The organism is Arenibaculum pallidiluteum, assembly GCF_017355985.1.
In the GTDB taxonomy this organism is placed as follows: Bacteria; Pseudomonadota; Alphaproteobacteria; order Azospirillales; family Azospirillaceae; genus Arenibaculum; species Arenibaculum pallidiluteum.
Genome location: NZ_JAFIQU010000001.1, coordinates 753253 through 770891, shown reverse-complemented (window position 1 = coordinate 770891; position 17639 = coordinate 753253). Strand labels below are relative to the sequence as shown.

The 17639-nt window shown below is 67.1% G+C and carries 16 protein-coding genes; 8 read left to right on the top strand and 8 right to left on the bottom strand.

What is annotated here, in order from left to right:
- Nucleotides 1–12: 12 nt before the first annotated feature.
- The 5 genes from fliN to JUB13_RS03680 all read left to right on the top strand — a co-directional run bounded on the left by fliN (nucleotide 13) and on the right by JUB13_RS03680 (nucleotide 3525).
- Nucleotides 13–327, top strand: coding sequence for a flagellar motor switch protein FliN (fliN, locus tag JUB13_RS03700; protein ID WP_207477306.1), 315 nt, complete (start codon nucleotides 13–15; stop codon nucleotides 325–327).
- Nucleotides 328–335: 8 nt separating this feature from the next.
- On the top strand, nucleotides 336–1163 hold the full coding sequence (gene fliP / locus JUB13_RS03695; protein ID WP_207477305.1) for a flagellar type III secretion system pore protein FliP: 828 nt from the start codon (nucleotides 336–338) through the stop codon (nucleotides 1161–1163).
- Between the two features lie 52 nt (nucleotides 1164–1215).
- Nucleotides 1216–2244, top strand: a complete 1029-nt coding sequence (locus tag JUB13_RS03690; protein ID WP_207477304.1) for a flagellar motor switch protein FliG — start codon at nucleotides 1216–1218, stop codon at nucleotides 2242–2244.
- Nucleotides 2245–2284: 40 nt separating this feature from the next.
- A complete protein-coding gene (locus JUB13_RS03685; RefSeq protein ID WP_207477303.1) occupies nucleotides 2285–2998 on the top strand; it encodes a PilZ domain-containing protein in 714 nt (237 codons plus the stop codon).
- Between the two features lie 146 nt (nucleotides 2999–3144).
- The gene (locus tag JUB13_RS03680) at nucleotides 3145–3525 is read left to right on the top strand and encodes a hypothetical protein (RefSeq protein WP_207477302.1); all 381 of its coding nucleotides are present in this window, start codon (nucleotides 3145–3147) and stop codon (nucleotides 3523–3525) included.
- Nucleotides 3526–3772: 247 nt separating this feature from the next.
- On the opposite strand, the gene JUB13_RS03675 is transcribed toward JUB13_RS03680, so the two are convergent.
- From JUB13_RS03675 to JUB13_RS03665, 3 genes are all read right to left on the bottom strand, one after another.
- Nucleotides 3773–4753 carry a sulfotransferase domain-containing protein gene (locus JUB13_RS03675; RefSeq protein ID WP_207477301.1) on the bottom strand — a complete coding sequence of 327 codons (981 nt, stop codon included), beginning with the start codon at nucleotides 4751–4753 and terminating at the stop codon, nucleotides 3773–3775.
- A 59-nt stretch (nucleotides 4754–4812) separates the two neighbouring features.
- Nucleotides 4813–6558 carry a hypothetical protein gene (locus tag JUB13_RS03670; RefSeq protein WP_207477300.1) on the bottom strand — a complete coding sequence of 582 codons (1746 nt, stop codon included), beginning with the start codon at nucleotides 6556–6558 and terminating at the stop codon, nucleotides 4813–4815.
- A gap of 590 nt (nucleotides 6559–7148) precedes the next feature.
- Complete coding sequence (locus tag JUB13_RS03665; RefSeq protein ID WP_207477299.1) at nucleotides 7149–8261, bottom strand: CBS domain-containing protein; 1113 nt, start codon at nucleotides 8259–8261, stop codon at nucleotides 7149–7151.
- Between the two features lie 206 nt (nucleotides 8262–8467).
- On the opposite strand from JUB13_RS03665, the gene JUB13_RS03660 reads away from it, so the two are divergent.
- On the top strand, nucleotides 8468–10288 hold the full coding sequence (locus JUB13_RS03660) for a sensor domain-containing diguanylate cyclase (RefSeq protein WP_207477298.1): 1821 nt from the start codon (nucleotides 8468–8470) through the stop codon (nucleotides 10286–10288).
- Between the two features lie 34 nt (nucleotides 10289–10322).
- On the opposite strand, the gene JUB13_RS31150 is transcribed toward JUB13_RS03660, so the two are convergent.
- The 5 genes from JUB13_RS31150 to JUB13_RS03635 all read right to left on the bottom strand — a co-directional run bounded on the left by JUB13_RS31150 (nucleotide 10323) and on the right by JUB13_RS03635 (nucleotide 16499).
- Nucleotides 10323–11120 carry an ATP-binding cassette domain-containing protein gene (locus JUB13_RS31150; protein ID WP_236024677.1) on the bottom strand — a complete coding sequence of 266 codons (798 nt, stop codon included), beginning with the start codon at nucleotides 11118–11120 and terminating at the stop codon, nucleotides 10323–10325.
- On the bottom strand, nucleotides 11117–12898 hold the full coding sequence (locus tag JUB13_RS31145; RefSeq protein WP_328702857.1) for a dipeptide/oligopeptide/nickel ABC transporter permease/ATP-binding protein: 1782 nt from the start codon (nucleotides 12896–12898) through the stop codon (nucleotides 11117–11119). Before JUB13_RS31145 ends, JUB13_RS31150 begins: the two co-directional genes overlap by 4 nt.
- A complete protein-coding gene (locus tag JUB13_RS03645) occupies nucleotides 12895–13842 on the bottom strand; it encodes an ABC transporter permease (RefSeq protein ID WP_207477297.1) in 948 nt (315 codons plus the stop codon). The genes JUB13_RS31145 and JUB13_RS03645 overlap by 4 nt, the downstream gene beginning before the upstream one ends.
- An 8-nt stretch (nucleotides 13843–13850) precedes the next feature.
- A complete protein-coding gene (locus JUB13_RS03640) occupies nucleotides 13851–15416 on the bottom strand; it encodes an ABC transporter substrate-binding protein (RefSeq protein ID WP_207477296.1) in 1566 nt (521 codons plus the stop codon).
- Between the two features lie 150 nt (nucleotides 15417–15566).
- Nucleotides 15567–16499 carry a patatin-like phospholipase family protein gene (locus tag JUB13_RS03635; RefSeq protein ID WP_207477295.1) on the bottom strand — a complete coding sequence of 311 codons (933 nt, stop codon included), beginning with the start codon at nucleotides 16497–16499 and terminating at the stop codon, nucleotides 15567–15569.
- Nucleotides 16500–16726: 227 nt separating this feature from the next.
- On the opposite strand from JUB13_RS03635, the gene JUB13_RS03630 reads away from it, so the two are divergent.
- Together JUB13_RS03630 and JUB13_RS03625 are read left to right on the top strand one after the other, a co-directional pair.
- Entirely contained in the window at nucleotides 16727–16933 is a 207-nt protein-coding gene (locus JUB13_RS03630; protein ID WP_207477294.1) for a hypothetical protein, read from the top strand.
- A gap of 176 nt (nucleotides 16934–17109) precedes the next feature.
- Nucleotides 17110–17598: a PTS sugar transporter subunit IIA gene (locus tag JUB13_RS03625; protein WP_207477293.1), complete on the top strand. Its 489-nt coding sequence runs from the start codon at nucleotides 17110–17112 to the stop codon at nucleotides 17596–17598.
- Nucleotides 17599–17639 lie beyond the last annotated feature (41 nt).

The window sequence follows — 17639 nt, the reverse complement described above, 5'->3', positions numbered from 1 at the left end:
CGAGAGACGATCATGGCAACGCTCGAGCTTGAGACCCTGTCCGATGACGCGAAGCCGGCTGGCGCCGAGGGCGGTGAGCCGCTGACCGCGATCTACAACGTCCCCGTCCATGTCCAGGTGGTGCTCGGCCGCACGTCCATGCCCGTGTCCCAGCTCCTGCGGCTGGGACGCGGCGCGGTCGTCGAGCTCGACCGCAAGGTCGGCGAGGCCGTCGAGGTCCTCGTGAACCACCGGCTCGTCGCGCGCGGAGAGGTCGTCATCGTGGAGGACCAGCGGCTCGGCGTGACGCTGACCGAGATCGTCCGCTCGGATTTCGGCCTGGACTGAGGTCGCGGATGCCGATCCCTCGCGCCGGCACGCCCCGTCCGCATCCGCGGATCGCGGCCGGCATCGTCCTTGCCCTTGCGCTGCTCCTGGCCGCCCCCGCGGCGGCCCAGTCGCTCAACATCGACGTCGGCGCGCTTGGCCGCGACCTCGGCGATGCCAGCTCCCTGTCCGGGCGCATCATCCAGGGCATCGTCGTCATCACGGTCCTGAGCGTGGCACCGGGTCTGCTGATCATGGTGACCTGCTTCACGCGCATCGTGGTGGTGCTCTCGCTGCTGCGCTCGGCCATCGGGCTGCAGCAGTCGCCGCCGAACATGGTGCTGATCAGCCTCGCGCTGTTCCTGACGCTGCACATCATGGGCCCGGTCTTCGACGAGGCCTGGCGCGATGGCCTCCGTCCGATGCTCGACGAGCAGGTCACGCAGGAGCAGGGGGTCGACCGCATCATAGAGCCCTTCCGGACCTTCATGGCGACCCATGTGCGCGACAAGGACCTGGCGGCGTTCCGCGGCTTCTCGGCGCGTGGGGTGGCCGGTCAGGCGGACGCGGTCGCAGGGGACCCGGCCGTCCGGGAGGCGGCGGGGCCGGTCGACTTGCGGGTGCTGATCCCGGCCTTCCTCCTGAGCGAGCTGCGCCGGGCCTTCGAGATCGGATTCCTGCTGTTCCTGCCGTTCCTGGTGATCGACATGGTGGTCGCGTCGGTCCTGATGGCCATGGGCATGATGATGCTCCCGCCCGTCATGATCGCGCTGCCCTTCAAGATCATCTTCTTCGTCCTGACGGACGGCTGGTTCCTGATCGCAGGCAGCCTCATCCGCTCCTACACGGGCGGGTAGGGCGGACGGCAGCGGCACTACACGCGGACATGATGCCTAGGCGGAGTGGCAGATGGGCAACCCAGTGAAGATCCGGGACAACTACAAGAGCCTGAGCGGTGCCGAGAAGACGGCGATCGTGTTCCTGACGCTCGGCGAGGAGCGCGGATCGCGCCTGATGGAGCGCCTGGACGAGGACGAGATCCGCATGGTCAGCCGGGCCATGGCGGGGCTCGGCAACGTCACCTCGAATCTGGTCGAGGCGCTGCTGCGCGCCTTCACCGAGCGCTTCGCCAGCGCAGGGTCCGTGATCGGCTCCTACGAGAGCACCGAGCGCATGCTCCAGCGCTTCCTGCCCGTGGACCGCGTAACCGAGATCATGGGCGAGATCCGCGGACCGGCCGGTCGTACCATGTGGGAGAAGATGTCCAACGTGAACGACGGCGTGCTCGCCAACTATCTGAAGAGCGAGTACCCGCAGACCACGGCGGTCGTCCTGTCCAAGATCCGAGCCGAGCATGCGGCGAAGGTGCTGCCGCTGCTGCCGCCCAAGCTGCGCTTCGAGGTGATCGAGCGCATGATCCAGCTCGAGGCCGTGCAGCGCGAGGTCCTGATGGACCTGGAGGCGACGCTGCATGCCGAGTTCATGACGAACTACGCGCGCACCCACGGCCATGACGCGCATGAGCGCATGGCCGAGATCTTCAACCGGGTCGACCGAGATACGCTGAACGACATCCTCGGCGACCTCGAGCGCAACCTCCCGGATTCGGCGCAGCGCATCAAGCAGCTGATGTTCACCTTCGAGGACCTGATGCGGCTGGACCAGGCTTCCCTGCAGACCGTCATCCGGCGCTGCGACCCCGGCCGGCTGGCGATCGCCCTCAAGGGCGCCGAACCCGCCCAGCGCGAGCGCTACCTCTCGGCCATGACCGATCGCGGCCGTCTGATCATGGAGGACGAAATCGACAACATGGGGCCGCTGCGCATGCGTGACGTGCACGAGGCCCAGTCCGAGGTGGTGCAGGTCGCAAAGTCGCTGGCGGACGACGGCATCATCGTGATCCCGCAGGCCGGCGAGGCCGAGGCGGTCGTTTATTGAAATCGAGGTCCTGCGGGCTGCGCGGGGCCTGGAGGCGCTCATGACGGGCTTCTATGACAAGCGCCGTGCCTTCCGCGAAGCGCTCGAGGACGCAACCGTGTCCATCGACGGGCGCCTCTACCCGCTGCTGAACTGGAGCCGCGGCGGGTTCCTCCTGGGCGCCTGGACCGTGCCCGCCTCGCCGGGCGACCCCGTTGCCGCGCGCCTTCGCCTGACCCTGCGGGGCCGGGTGCGAGAGATCCCGGTGGCGGGAACCGTCGTTCGGGTCGACGCCGGAGCACGGCAACTCGCCATCCAGTTCCGGGACATGCCGGCGGAACTGCGGACGCTTCTCGACGAGCACTTCGACCCGACCATCGCGCTGAGGATCGCCTCGGCGAGCGTCGCCTATGGCGAGGCGGCCATCGTGCCGGACCATGCCGCGGAGCCATCCCCGGCTGCGCACGGCGCTATGCCGGCGGATTTCGAGGCCGTGCTGGAGGAGGTCGTCCGGTCGGCGCCGCAGGAGAGCCCGGTCGAAGCGGAGCTGTTCGATGCCTCCGCCGAGCGGATCGCCGGCGCCATGGCCTGCCTCAAGGCGATGCGCGTGGCCGTGGCCCGGCGCCTGCACCCGGATGTCAAGATCGACGACGGCAGCGTCGAGCTGCGCACGCGGCTGCTGGTGGAGCTTTGGCAGGTCATCGACGAGATGGAACGAACGGTCCAGGATCGCGGCGCCAGCGGCGGTGGGGTGGAACCGCGCAAGCTTCGCTAGGACGGTGTCCAATCCGTGCCCCTGTGTGAAGGACGGGCCTGCACCAAAGAACGGCCAGCTACTTCCGCGGGTGCATGGGCAGGTCCGCGCCTGAAAGTTCAGCCATGGGGCGCCATATGCTATCCAGACGCTCCATGGAGGCTTCCTTGAAATTCCTTCCGATCCTTGCGCCGGTCATCGCGGTGCTCGGGCTCGCCGCCTGCTCGCAGCCGGCGGTGCAGGCTCCGACGGCTGCGCTGTCACAGCGCGTATCGACGCTGTCCCCGAACCCCTGCAGTGACAAGACCGCCAGCGCCCTTGCTGGTGCCGGCGTCACTGCCGATCAGGTCGACAGCATCTACTACCAGCCCATCATGGGCGGAATCGACCAGGACCAGCTTGTCGGATACATGGCCTGGACCCGGCTGCGCAGCCAGCCCGGGCACCTGATCACGGACATGGAGACCGACGAGCTGGGCTCGTACTGTCGGGTCCGCACGGTCTACACCCGCGGCGGGCTCGAACTCGCCGGCGTTCCGTCCTTCTGAACGGCGAACCGGGCAGCCGGCGCTGCCGGCTGCCCGTAAGGAAGAAGGGCCGGGCTTGCGCCCGGGCCTTTCACTTCGGGATGGTCTGCTGAAAGGCCCTCGAGGATAGGGCGAGATCGAGGCCGAAGGAGACCAAGGGAGGGGCTTGCCGGTGCCGGTCGCGAGGAGACGCTCCCCTTGCGCCGGGAGGAGCCCGATCCCATGGCGCCTGCGGCTGGGCTCAGAGTCGTGCCGGGACGCACTCCCGCTAAGCGCTGCTTTTCTTCAAATTCTGAAGCTCGATCGACAGTTTATTGATGATAGACAGCCGTTCGTTGCATGCCTTGCTCAGGGCCTCTATCGCCTTCTGCCTTTCCTGGCACTGGAGTGCCAGTGACTCGATGACCTCAAGGCGTTCTCTGCACGCCCGGTCCAGCTCCTCAATGACGTGTTGTCTCTCATCGCAAATCTTTGCGAAATCTGTACGTTGTGCCACGGCTTGCGCCGAGAACTCTGCCAGCTCCCGTAGAGCTGCAGGCATCATTTCTTTAATGTACGCAACCTCATCCGACGATGAGTAGCCGCATTTCAGCATGGCATCGCCATGCAGCAGAAAGAAAACTGAGTTCAAGGACGGAGACCAGCGAGGGTCGCCATCCCATTGAGTCTGTCCCTGACGAAAGAACAATGGAGCCTTTTCTTGCAATTCGGCGAACGGGTTCTGCCAAGGCTGGCGGGGGCCGCGATGACCGACGAACTCTGCGAGGGCGTCCAATGTGGCCTCCGTCGGGTTGACGATCTCCTCATACTTCAAATGCAGCGTTGGTCCCTTCCGTCGAGACCATGCGTCGAAATGCGCCGACCACCCGCCGTAGAAGTCGCCATTCAACACGAGCTCGAGCAGCGACCTGGCGCCGTTCCCATTAAAATCCCGGTGGAAATAACTGTAGCTGAGAAGCGCTTTTCGCCCGTCTCTCACAACGTAGATAGCTGGCTGGCTGTCACGCGGCAGGCGGTGTGTCTTCACCAGGAACGTCTCGGACGATGCCGTGGCTTCGCGATAGAAGCGGTCCCAATCATCATCAGGAACGCTCAGGCCCCCAACATCCGAAGCGAGGCGTCCCTTGCCGGAAATCGGATCGGAGTCATTGGACTCATCCGAATAGGACTGGTACCCCATGGTTTGTTTCAGCAAAGTGCGAAGCAGGGTATTGCCAGACCGTGGAAATGATGAAAGCCAAATAATCATCGATCTAATCTCCTGTATCCGAGTAAATATAAAGAACGAGGAACGGCGTGCAAATCGTCCTAAGTTTCCTGCGGTAATTCCGAAAGAAGTGCTAGGGAGCTGTTTAGTAGTTCGTGCATCCACTCTGTTTCAATCGAGGGTGAGCGACGATCGAGCGTAATGTATCTGCAGCAATCAATAAGTCTATCGAGGCTTCTCTGCGGTTTATCTGGTAGTCTTGGCTGCGCTCCGGGTTGGCGCAGTAAAATGTGCTTGGCGTACTCTGCTGCGTACTGTTTCATCGACCGACAATCCCACTTCGCGGCGTGGTCAGAATGCACGATCCTTGGCTGGCTGCCGCGCTTGACCGTGAAGCCATTCAAGAGTGCGGCAATGGGAAAATAGTAATCCCACCAAGGAAGGCCGAATGCGAATTCGGTTCCCCGAAACAGTCGAAGAGCTTCCGTTCGAGCAATGAACAGATCGAAGCCAAGGCCGTATATGCCATGGCTGCTTCCGCTCGCATCGACATCTTCGCGGCTATAGATGACCAGATCGGCCGGTTGTGGGTTCCTGTGGAATCGCTCGTGCAGCGCAGGCCAGTTCACCCTGATATCGGCATTCACGATGACGGTGTGTCCGGCGCCCCATTTCTCGGCTATGCGCTCAATCGTGCTGATATAGATCCTCTTCCCGACGGCGTCCGTATCCGCGCAGGTGTGCACGAACACGGCATCGTCGATCGGTGCGCCGGTCCCCAGCTCCGCGCTTGAATTAAGGCTGCACGCAACGAAGCCGGCTTCACCGGCCCGTAGAAGGCTCTCCCTATGCGCCTGCGGTGCCGCAGGAGGCAGCGACGTTACCACCAGGATCTCGCCACTCGGTCGGGGCGGGGTGTCCGTGCATGGTTCAGGGGCACGAGGAGCCTGCCTTGCCACGCCATTGTGCACTGTTCCTGTCAGCGCGATGGCGTGCCTCAGCATTTCCGAGAGCCTTTCCAGATCTCGGGCCCATGCCTCATCCGCGTTCGGAAGCATGGATTGCACAACGTCAAGCGCCTCCTCGTACTTGTTCTGGGCATACAGATTCAGCGCATATTCCTGCTGGACGGAAGGCAAGTGGAAGAACGGGCTGTGTGGCACGTCTTGCAAAATTTCAGCTATCCGCGCCTTTGTGAAATAGGTCCTTGCGCCTCTCAGGCAGTCGACGAGAAGCGCGGGATTGCGGAGGCAATCACCCGTTCGCCATGACGCTTCAAGGTGCTCGACGAAATCTCCGCCGCCGCCTGCGATTAGAGTGTAGCGATTTTGGTAATACGCCAGCAGGTCAGCGTGCAGGTTTATCGATTTCACCTGATCTGAAACCAGCAGGTATGTCCCGAAATAATTATGATTCTGAAGAGATCTCAGACAGCGCTCGATCAAGCGGGCATCGTAGTTCGTTTCATGAAGGGTGGAGTCGAGCATGCGCTTGAACAGACGAAAGCTCCCGCGTTGAATGATCTCCAGAAGAATGTCGGCGAGCTGTGCCTGATATGTGTTGCCGCCCGTTTCGACTAATGCGGAAATGACGGCTCTTATGAGCCACGGCCTGGATAGCAAAGTGTTAAGTTCAGCTTCCTTAGAGGGAAGGTGCTGCGACAGGCTTTTTCCGAACGCCGATAAATCCGATGGGGCAATTGCTGCATCGGGTGGCGTTGTCAGAAGGCGCGCCATGACGCTCAGCAAGGCTCCCTTTGCTGGAGGAGGAAAGTTCGGACTGCCGCAGGTGCGCAGGAGAAAACCTGCCTCATCGGCCTTGAGGCAGTTCTGCTCCTTTTTGAGCATAAAGGCGACTGAAAGGATTGCGTGCTTCTGGCTCGAATGTGAGCCGACATTCTTGAGAACGTCGCAAGCCAGAGACGCTTCGCCTCGACCAAGATGTTCCCATGCTCTCGAAATAGGAGTGTGGGAAGGCGCCTGCTCGTGGTCAGGTAAATCCAAAAAATTTGTAGGAATTTTATGTTCTTGGCGAGCGGTGGATGGGGTTTGTTCTTTTGTCAGTCGATTTGTAGTTCGCATTTATATGCCACAGCGACCCTAATTACAGCGGGACATGGTTGGAGAAATTGATGAAGGACCTATTAACGCCAAAGTCGACTGGCCGTTACGGCCGCTGGATGGCCGTCGACACCGGCGAGATGGAGGTTCTAGCCGGGGACTCTACCGTCTCGTAGCGGGTGACGAAGGCAGCGGTCCTCGAGCTTGGCCCGGAGGTTCTTGACCTGCCGCTGGTCTATCGACGGATCATCGCCTCGTCCATGCGCCGGTCGCCCGGAAAGGCACGGCCCATCTCGGACCGCGCCTCGTCCAGGGCCCGCTTCGGGAATTTTATCCCACGCCGACAATGCTCGGCAGAAAGCTTTGCCTTAGGGGTCTCAGGTCTGGGCACCCGAATGCGGGCCGCCAGGCGTCGATACTGCCGAGAGGGCCTGTCCTGCTTTTTCGGACGGTTGGCCCTGGGCAAGATCGCCGAGCGAAAGGATCCCGACCAGGCGCTTGTTCCGGTTCATCACCGGTAGCCGGCGCAGGCGCTGCTCGGCCATGTTCGCGGCGACGTGGCCGAGATCCTCGTCCTCGTAGCAATAGCGCACATCGGCGGACATCACGTCGCGAACGGCCGTTTTCGCGGGATCGCGGCCCTGTGCTATGGCGCGCACCGCGATGTCGCGGTCCGTCAGCATGCCCACCAGGCGATCGCCCTCCGCGACCGGCAGGATGCCGGCATCGATTTCGGCCATCACCCGCGCGGCCTGCTGGACGGTTTCGTCCGCCCGGACGAGCCTGACCTCGTGGCTCATCACATCGGCGACGCGGGCCTGCTGCCGCCCGCCCTGGCCGCTGGTATCGCCGCTGGCCGTTGCGCCGAGGCTCTGCACGGCGCGCAGGAACTCCTCGGTGCCGCGGCTCAGCGCCTCCAGATACTCGCGTACGAAGCGCTGCTGGATCGCAGCGTATTCGCCGGGATTGGTCTGGTTCATCAATGCCTGCGCTATGCGGACGTTCGTCTCGACCACCCGCTCGGCGAGCTGTGTCGAGATGCCCTGAAGCCCGCGCAGCCCGTCCGCTGCGACGGAGGAGAAGGCCATCATGGTCCGCGCGTTGTCCGCGGCGTCCCGCGTCGCGCGGGCCATGGCCTCGCCGACGCGCTCGAGCTGCTCGGCCGCCGCGTCGGCGACCTCGCGCGCCGCCGCGCCGGTGCGTTCCTGACCGCGTGCGGTGCGCCGGCCCGCCTCCTCGGTGAGCCGGCGCGTCGTGTCGGCACCCTGGGAAGAGGCCCGGTCCAGCGCCTGGCCTCCATGGCGCAGCGCATCGCCCGCGGCGTGCGCTCCGGTCCGTGCGGCCTCCGCCATGCGGCCGGCGGCGGCTTCGATCTGCCGAGTTTCTTCCGAACGCCTTGCCTCGCCCTTGCCGCCGGTCTGCGGCCCATCGCCGGTCCGTGCGGCCTGGTTCTTGACCTCGCCTTTCGGCTCGTCTGTTCCCTGTGCCATGGTCCTGCTCCCTGGGATCCCGGTCCTGTCACCGAGACCCGGGCAACAAGCCCCGGAGTGGCATATCACGCAGGCACAAGAGCCTCCCCCATCGGTACGGCGGCCGGCCCGGCCAACGACTTCTCTCGGATTAATCAAATATGCAGATCCGAAGAAGTACGATGGCGCCAGGTGACTCTAACCCGCGACCCCGAGCCCCTCGAAGAATGTCGCTGCGAACACGCACAGCGCTCCTCTGGATCGTCGCCGTGGCGGCGGTGCAGGTGCTTTGCGCTTCGATCTACGTGGAGCTGCGGCGCGCCCAGGCAGATGCCGAATGGGTCGAGCGGACCCAGGAGGTCGTTCTGCGCGTGGCGGAGATCCAGGGCTCCGTCGATGTCGCGGAGACCGCACAGCGCGGTTTTCTGCTGACTCGGCGCGAAGCCTATCTCGCGCAGCTCGACCCGGCCCTGGAGCACAATGCCGGATCATTCCGGCGCGCCAACGAACTCGTCGTGAACCCCGGACAGAAGGACCGCCTCTCAAAGCTCGCAAAGCTCGTCGAGACGAAGTTCGCGGAACTGCGCGAGACCGTCGATCTCGGCAGGAAGGGCGACTTCGAGGCAGCGCTGGCCCTTGTCCAAGGCGATCGAGGACTGAACACGATGGCGCGGATCCGGCAATCGGTCGCCGAGATCCAGGCCGTGCAGCAGCAGTTGCTGGAGACCCGGAGCGAGTCCGCGCGGACGAGGACCCGCGGCATCTTCGCGACGATCCTCGGCGGCGGACTGGTCGTGGTCGTGACCATGCTCGCGCTCGGCCTCACGACCATGCGCCGCCTGAACCGCCCCCTCGAGCAGCTCGTGGAAGGGACGCGGCTCCTCGGCGCGGGGGCTTCCGGTCACAGGATCGCGGTGAGGAGCGACGACGAGCTCGGCCGCCTTGCGCATGCCATCAACGCGATGGCCGACCAGCAGGCGGCGGCGCTGGTGGCGCGGGAGGCTGCCGACCAGCAGATCCTCGAGGCCAACGAGGCGCTGAGCCGGAAGACGGACGAGCTCGTTGCCCGCGGTCGCGCCATCGAGACGTTGTCGCGCATGGCCCAGCGCCTGCAAAGCGCGGGAGGCGATGGGGAATTCGGGCAGGTCGCGGCGCGCCTCGTCCCGGAGATCCTCCCGGACCGGGCCGGCGCCCTGTTCGCCGTCAATCACTCCCGCAATCTCTTCGTCCGGATCGCCGCCTGGGGCGATCCGAACCTTCCGACCGAGTTCCAGCCGCAGGACTGCTGGGCCCTTCGGCGCGGCCAGTCCCATCACCGTGGGGACGACTACGGCGAAGTCGACTGCCAGCACTTCGCGGGAACGCCGGCCTCCTGCTACCACTGCCTGCCGCTGACGGCGGCGAGCGACGTCGTCGGTTTGCTCTACCTCCAGGGAGAGCTTTCACCCGTCGAGCGCGATGCCGCCGGCGCGCTGGTCGAGAGCGTGGCGCTCGCGCTGGTGAACCACCGGCTGCGCGCGAGCCTTCGGGAGCAGTCGATCCGGGATCCCCTCACGCGCCTGTTCAACCGGCGCTACATGGAGGAGACGCTCGCCCTCGAGTTCGCTCGCGCGGAGCGGACCGGGGGAGAGATCGCGGTGATCATGATGGACATCGATCACTTCAAGCGGTTCAACGACTCCTTTGGGCACGAAGCCGGCGATGCCATGCTGCAGGCGGTGGCGCGCATGGTTCTCGCCCGCGTGCGCAAGGGCGACATCGCATGCCGGTACGGCGGCGAGGAGTTGATCGTCGTGCTGCCGGGCGTCGGGCTGGACGGCGCCCTGGAGCGTGCCGGGGGCATTCTGGCCGGCGCACGGGAGCTGTCGATCGTCCATGAGGGCCGTTCCCTCGGCCACGTGACGCTTTCCCTGGGGGTGGCCGCGGCAAAGGCGGACACCACCTCGGCGCCGGCGCTGATCGCCCTGGCGGACCGGGCCCTCTACGGCGCGAAGGCGGCCGGCCGCGACCGTATCGAGCACTCCGGCGCGGAACCCGTCCCCGCCTGATCTCCTTGCCGGGTCTCCTCGGCGCCCCGTCCCCTCAGATCGGAAGCGCCGGGACGGATGCCACCAGCCGGCGCGTGTAGGGGTGCGTCGGGGCCGTGAAGATGCTGGCGGGCGGCCCTTCCTCGACGATCTCGCCGGCGGACATCACGGCGACGCGGTCCGCGATCGCCTCGACCACGGCGAGGTCGTGGCTGATGAAAATGTATGTCAGGCCGCGCCGGGCCTTCAGCTCGGCGAGAAGGCGCAGCACCTGCGCCTGGACCGAGACGTCCAGGGCCGAGACGGGCTCGTCCAGCACGATGATGCCGGCCCCGGCGGCGAGCGCCCGTGCAATGCCGATGCGCTGCGCCTGCCCGCCCGAGAGCTCGTGCGGGTAGCGGTCCAGGAAAGTGGCGTCCAGGTCCACTGCCGCCATCAGCTCGGCCAGGCGGGATGCCTGCGCCCGGGCGTCGAGCCCGGCCAGGAACCGGAGCGGCGCCGAAAGGGTCTGCCGTACGCTCTTGCGCGGGTTCAGGGACGACATGGGATCCTGAAAGACGTACTGCACGACGGCACCCAGCGACCCCGGTCCAGCGGCATGCTCCCCGACCGGCCGGCCGTCCAGCAGGATGGTCCCGGCACTGGGACGGACCAGCCCCACGAGGCTGCGGGCGAGGGTGGTCTTGCCGGAGCCGGATTCTCCGACGATCCCAAGCGTCTCGCCGCGCTTGGCATGAAGGGACACGCCCTTCAGCGCCTGCACGGCCGCGCGCGATCGCCCGAACAGCGAGAAGCGCGCGGGGTAGGTCTTGACGAGGCCGCGAACCTCCACCGCGGGCGGCGGGGAGGTCAAGGCAGCTCCTCCGCGCGTTCGGAGGCGCGCAGGATCTCTCTCGCGCGGCCGAGCACCGGCACCGCCGCGATCAGGCGTCGCGTATACGGATGGCGCGGACGGGCAAGGATCTGACGGGCCTCGCCGGTCTCCACGATCTCGCCCCGGTGCATCACCGCGACGCGGTCGCAGATGCGGGCGATCACGCCGAAATCGTGGCTGATGAAGATCATCGCGAGCCGGCGGCTCCTGCGCAGCGCGTCGAGCAGATCGAGGATCTCGGCCTGCACGGTGACGTCCAGCGCGGTGGTCGGCTCGTCGGCGATGATCAGGTCGGGATCGTTGGCCAGCGCCATGGCGATCGAGACCCGCTGGCGCTGCCCGCCCGAGAGCTCGTGCGGGAAGGCCTGCGCCATGGAGGCCGGGTCCGGCAGCTTCACGGCCGCGAACAGCTCGATCGTCCGGCGTCCGGCCTCCGCGGCGGGGACCGGCGCGTGGGCGCGGATCGCTTCCGTCACCTGCGCGCCGACCCGCATCAGCGGGTGTAGTGTCGTCAGCGGATCCTGGAAGACATAGGCGATGCGTCCGCCGCGCAGGCGCTGCAGCGGCCCCGCCGGCAGGGCCAGCAGGTCGGCGCCGTTGAATCGGACGGTGCCGCCGCGCACCACGCCTGGCGGCGAGGCGACCAGCCGCGCGATCGACAGCGCGGTCACGGACTTGCCCGAGCCCGACTCGCCGATGATGCCGAGGCATTCGCCGGGCATGACGTGGAAGCTCACGCCCTTCACGGCATCGACCGGGCCCGATGGCCCCTCGAAGGCGGTCCGCAGGTCCGAGACCGCGAGCAGCGCGCCGGACGCCGGCTCGCCCGGGGCGGCGCCGGCTGGAACCGCAGCGCCCGGAACGGAGGCCGTGGCGCGCGCGACCCGCGTTGCCGCGCTGGGCCGAGCCGGCAGGCCGGACCTCAGGCGCGGGTCGATCGCATCGCGCACGCCGTCGCCGACCAGGTTCATGCTCATCACGATCAGGAACACCATGACGCCCGGCACGGCCGTGACGTGCGGCGCATTGATCAGCGCCCTGCGGCCCTCGCCCAGCATGGAGCCGAGATCGGCCTGCGGCGGCTGCGATCCGAGGCCCAGGAAGGACAGGCCCGCCGTCTCCAGGATCATCCAGCCGATGGTGGTCGAGAGGGTGATCACGATCACCGGCATCACGTTGGGCAGCACCTCGCTCAGCAGGATCCGCAGCCCGCCCATACCCGAGAGGCGCGCCGCATCCACGAATTCCCGGTTCCTGAGCCCGGCTGCGGCCCCACGCACGTTCCGCGCGAAGAAGGGGATGTTGACGGCGACGACGGCATAGAGCGCGTTGAGCAGCCCGGGGCCGAGTGCGGCGACGATGGCGAGGGCCAGCAGCAGGTAGGGAAAGGCCATCAGCGTATCGATGCCGCGCATCAGCAGCGCGTCCGTGCGCCCGCCTGCGTATCCCGCCACCAGCCCCACCACCGAGCCGAGCAGCGCTGCGAGCAGCGAGGCGGAGATCCCAACGGCGAGGCTCAGCCGCGTCCCCCAGATAAGGCGCGAGAGGATGTCCCGGCCCAGCGTGTCGGTGCCGAGCCAGGCGCCCTCGCTGAAAGGGGGAGCGAGGCGGCGCACCGGCGCGGTCGCATCGGGATCCGCCAGGGGCAGCAAGGGCGCCGCCGCGGCCAGGAGCACGACCAGCACCAGCAGGATCAGCCCCGCCGCCGCGAGCCGATTGCGCAGCAGCCGGCGCAGGAAGGCGGCGGCTCCCGTCACGGCGCGATCCTCGGGTCCAGGAGGCGCTGCAGCAGGTCCGCGGCGAGATTGAAGAGGACGTAGCAGGTGGCGACCACCAGCACGCCGCCCTGGACCAGCAGCACGTCGCGCTTGGCGATCGCATCGACCAGCATGCGGCCGATCCCGGGCCACTGGAAAACGGTCTCGATGTAGACGGCGCCGCCGAGGACGAAGCCTGCCTGGATACCGATCACCGGGATCACGCCGACCATGGCGGCCCTGAGCGCATGGCCGAGGATCACGCGCCCTTCGCCTAGCCCCTTGGCGCGCGCGGTGCGCACGAAATCCTGGCGCAGCACCTCCAGCATGGCCGAGCGGGTCAGGCGGGCGATCACGCCCGCCGCGACGATGGCCAGCGTCACGGCGGGCAGGACGAGGTGGCGCAGCAGGTCCGCCAAATCCCCACCGCCATAGATCGCGTACATCCCGCTGGCCGGCAGCAGGCGCCAGCGCACCGCGAAGAGCAGGATCAGCAGCAGGCCGAGCCAGAAGGAGGGCAGGGAGATGCCCACCAGCACCGCGAGCGTCACCAGCTTGTCGGCGAGCCCGAACTGGCGCACGGCCGACACGATCCCGGCCAGAAGGCCCAGGACCGAGGCCAGCAGCAGTGCCGTGCCGGCAAGGATCAGCGTCGCCGAGAAGCGCTCGGCCACCTCGTCCAGCACCGGCCGGTTCAGGCTGTAGGACCGGCCGAGGTCGCCGCTGAGGACATTGCCAAGCCAGCTCAGGTACTGGACCGGCAGGCTCCGGTCGAGACCGAGGTCGCGGTTGATACGTGCCACGTTCTCCGGCGTCGCGTAGGGACCCAGGATCGCGAGCGCGGGGTCTCCCGGGATCAGAGCCATGATCAGGAAGACGATGAGGCTGAGCCCGAACAGCACCGGGACGAGCGCCAGGATACGGCCCAGGGCATAGGCGGCCACGGCCCGGCCTACTTCTTCGTAACGTCGTCAAGCAGCAGGAAGAAGGAGGGCTGCAGCGCGAAGCCCTGCACGGCTGCCGTCGTGACGGCGTTCTGCTTCCAGTGCGCGACGAAGGCCCAAGGCGCATCCTCGACGATGATCCGCTGCGCCTGGCGGTAGAGCTCGGCCCGCTCGGCCCGGTCGCTGCTGCGCCGTCCACGCTCCAGGATGTGGTCGAGCTCGGGGTTCGAGTAGTAGCCGGAGTTGAAGCCCCCGTTTTGCGGCTGCGCCTCGGTCCGCAGCGTCAGGTAGGGCAGGGTGTCGGGATCGTTGGTCATCCAGGCCATCTCGGCCATATCGGCCTTGCCCTCGAGACCGGGATTCACGTGGGCGAGGAAGGTGTTCCATTCGTATGTCTCGATCCGCACATCCAGACCGACCGTAGCGAGGTCGGCCTGAATGGCCGTTCCCATGGCCAGCGGGTCGAGCATGCCGGATCCGCCCTCGGCCACGTAAAAGGTCAGCCTTGCGCCCTCGGCGCCGGCCTCCTTCAGCAGGGCCCGCGCCCTGTCGGGGTCGTGGGGATAGCCCTCGAGGGTCGGATCGAAGGCCCATTGGAAGGCCGGGGCCATGGGTCCTTTGGCCGGGATCGCCGTGCCCTGGAGGATGTTCTCGGCGATGGCGCGCTTGTCGATGGCGTAGTTCACGGCTTGCCGGACGCGCCTGTCCTTCAGCGGGCCCTCGCGGGTGTTCAGGATCAGGAACCAGAGATGGGGGCCCGCCTGCTCGTGGATCCGGAAGCCGTCCCCGTCCCGGAACTGTGAGAGGGTGTCGGGCGGGACCTCGACCATGACGTCGATGCCGCCCGACAGCATCTCGGCGGCCCGCGTGTTCGCATCGGCCACGGGCCGGAACACCACCGCCTGCAGCTTCGCGGGATCGCCCCAGTAGTCGGGATTGCGCTCGACGGTCACCTGCTGGCCGCCCTGCCATTCCGCGAACCGGAAGGGGCCCGTGCCCACGGGATTGCGCCCGAATTCCTTGCCGCGCTTCGTGACCGCCGCGGGCGATACCAGGAGGCCGGTCGGATAGGCGAGGTTGGACAGGAACGGCGCGAAACGCTCCTTCAGGGTGAAGCGCACCGTGCGGGGGTCGACCGCCTCGACGCGGTCCACGGACGAGAAGAAGAAGGCGAGGGGGAAGGGCCCCGTGGCTGCGGCCGGATGGTCCTTGTCCAGCATGCGCTCGAAGTTGAACTTCACCGCTGCGGCGTCCAAGGGCGTGCCGTCGTGGAAACGGACGCCCTGGCGCAGCCTGAACTCGTAGGTCAGGCCGTCCTCGGAGAGGGTCCAGCTCTCGGCCAGGGCGGGTTCGACCTCCAGGGTGCCCGGCCGGTAGCGGACCAGGCCCTCGTAGAGGTTGATCAGGATCCGGAAATCGTTGGTTGCCGTGCTGACCGCGGGATCGAGCGAGGCCGGCTCGGCGATCTGGCCGACCACGAGCACGTCGTCTGGAACCTGCGCCGCTGCCGGCGCGGCGACCGCCAGGCCTGCCGCCAGCAGGATCGCTCCGAGCGCAGCACGGATCTCGGGCATGACGGTTCCTCCCACGGCTGGTGCCCGCCCCGGAGTGCGGGCAGGGGCCACGATCCAGGTGCCGCATCCGTCGGCACCATTCAGGCGCGAACATCGACCACGCGCTTTTGTTGCGGGGCGGCGCGCTCCGCCCTCCGCCGGGCGGCGGGGTCATGCGCTGACCAGGAACTCCTCCGCCCGTTCGCGGCCATGATCCATCAACGCGCGGAGGAAGGCCGGATCCCGGTCGAGTTTCGAGGCGTAGTCTAGGTCCCAGGCCATCTCGATCCGGCGGATCTCGATGATCTTGTAGCGGTCGTGGCTAAAGGCCCCCTGGCGGACGAACTCGTTGATCTTCTCGATGAAATGCAGCTCCTGCTCCAGCGACAGGTTTCCCGACAGTTCGTTCCGCCGGTCCAGGATCTCCTCGACCGTGCGCGGCTCGGCGGTGCTGGCGCGCGGGTTGATCTGCACGACCCAGATCTGGTCGGGCTTTGCGTCCGGCAGGTCGCGCACCGGCGGGTTGTGCGAGAACAGCCCGTCCCAGTAGAGGCCGGCGCCGACGGGGACAGCCCGAAACAGCGTGGGAATCGCTGCCGAAGCCAGGATCGCATCGGCGGTGATCTCGTGGTCGCGGAACACGCGGAAGGTCCCGCTCAGCACCTCGACGGCGCCCACGAAGAGGCTCGGGCTGTCCGGGCCCAGGAGGGCCGGGATGCCGGCGAAGTCCACATGTTCCCCCAGCAGCGCCCGCAGCCGCCTCTGACCCCAGTCCGGCAGCACGTAGGGGCTGACCTCGGGTGCGCTCACCCAGTTGCGCAGCCGGACGCCCCCGGTCACAAGCCCGTTCAGCAGCCGGTCCGGCCACGACGCCGCGGCATTGGCCTCCCAGAAGCTCTCGAGCAGGGCCCGGCCCATCCTGCGGTCGCGGTGCAGCAGCCCGTACCACGCCATCAGCGCGCAGATGGCGCCCCCGGACGTGCCGCTCAACGCGACGAGGTGGTGCTCGTCCTGGAGGATGCGGTCCAGGACCCCGGCGGTGAAGGCGGTGTGGCTCCCTCCGCCCTGACAGGCGACGGCGATGCGTTTGCGCTGCGGCTTCATGTGGCCTCCGGCGGCAGCTCGCTCCCGGCACCCCCATCATGTCACCCTTGACGGGTCGGCGGGCGGCCGATTCGGATGTAGCTGTCCGATGCACCGGTATTGTCCTTGCGATAAATGCGCAGGCCGGTCGCCCGTCATGCGGTGTTTAAAAATGCAGCACGGTGCGTTCGCCGCCGCGGCCGGCGCGCCGGCAAGCGTACGTATGTGGAGCGCGGAGGACGGCTGTCGTGGCATCGCGAGGGGCAGGGATCGCGCCGGGCGACCGGTTCGAGCGCGTGGGCCGCTTCCGGAAGGTCTACGTCGTCACCGACATCCGTGACCATCCGGGCCTGCCGACTCATGTCACCCTCGCCAATGAGGCGGACCTGCGCGAGGTCGTCACCATCGCGGCCAGCGTGCTGCTCGACCCTTCGCGGTTCCGGCCCGCGGACTGAGCGCCGCCACCCTCCGGGCATCGATGGTCCGGCTGGGAGCCGCGGCAGGATGGGGGCCCGTGCATTCGGGCTGGAAATCCTCCGCCGGGTGGGGCTCCCTACACGCCCGCCGGATGGCCGGTCTGCCGGACATGGCAGCCGACCGCCGCCCGTCGTGAACGATCAAGGAGGCGCGGATGGCAATCTCGGATCTCTTCTCCGCCGCGGACGTCATCCTGGACGCGAGCCCGGGGAACAAGTGGGCGCTGCTCGAGGCGCTGTCGACTGCGGCGGCGCCGAGGCTGGGCCTCCCCGAGCATGAGGTCCTCGACGCGCTGCAAGACCGGGAGCGCCTGGGATCGACGGCGCTGGGCAAGGGCGTCGCGCTTCCCCATGCGGAGCTCCGCGATGCGGAGACCCCGATCATGCTTTTTGCGCGCCTGCGCCGGGCAATCGATTTCGACGCCAGGGATGAGGAACCCGTCGATCTCGTTTTCCTCGTGCTGTGGCCCGCCGCGACCGGCAAGGGACTGCTCCCCGCCATGTCCGAGATCTGCAGGTCCCTGCGGGATCCGCAGGCGCTTCGCCGGCTGCGGGCCGCGGCCTCGCCGGACGAGGTCGTCGAGCTCGTCCACCAGCTGGCCGTTGCGGGAGCGGAGCCCGGATCGATACCGGAAAGGAAATGAACGCCCCGCTTGGCCGGTCCGGCTCCCGCACCGGCCGCACC